Origin of the sequence: Candidatus Pelagibacter communis (assembly GCF_001179945.1) — a bacterium.
Lineage (GTDB): Bacteria > Pseudomonadota > Alphaproteobacteria > Pelagibacterales > Pelagibacteraceae > Pelagilacustribacter > Pelagilacustribacter ubique_A.
On sequence record NZ_CVSG01000042.1, the window covers coordinates 1 to 599 of the forward strand.

The following is a 599-nucleotide window of genomic DNA, read 5'->3' on the forward strand; positions in this document are numbered from 1 at the left end:
GAATTATTGCAATAGGTAAATTTTCATAAATTTTAATTCTTATTCTATTTGGAAAAATTTTTTTTACTTCAAAACTTTCAATAATGTCTAGTTCATTCAGTTTTAATTCAATATCTTTTTTTTTTAGTAAAAAAAGATTTGTATCGTACAAAAATGAGAGTTTATTTTTTAGTATATTTTCGTTGACGTATTTATTATTTTCAACATAAATTTTTTCTATATTTAAACTAGAGTTAAAATTTATTTTTTTTTGAATATTGTATGAGCTTAATAGTAGTAAAAGAACCAAAGCAAATAAAATTCTTTTTTTCATCGATTGATACTTGCATCTAATAAAATCTTTTCAACTAAATCTTCAAAAATTATTCCAGAATATTTAGAAATTTCTGGTACTAAAGAAAGACTTGTCATCCCAGGCTGTGTATTTAGTTCTAGTAAATAAAATTTATTTTTAAAGAATTTAAAATCAGTTCTAGTAACGCCCCTGCAGTTCAATGCTTTATGAGCCTTTTTTGCAAGTTTTGAAACTTTAAAATAATTTTTTCGACTTAGTCTTGCTGGCATGATGTGTTTTGTTTTTGCCGCTTTACTATACTTAG

1 protein-coding gene and 1 pseudogene are annotated in these 599 nt (G+C 23.5%); both read right to left on the reverse strand.

The genetic code is table 11. The features are described 5' to 3' along the window. A partial coding sequence (locus tag AMN78_RS01055; RefSeq protein WP_143323153.1) for a cell division protein FtsQ/DivIB occupies window positions 1-313 on the reverse strand: 313 nt, incomplete at its 3' end. Beyond that, a pseudogene (locus tag AMN78_RS01060) lies at window positions 310-599 on the reverse strand (D-alanine--D-alanine ligase); the annotation flags it as partial. The pseudogene AMN78_RS01060 and the gene AMN78_RS01055, both read right to left, overlap by 4 nt.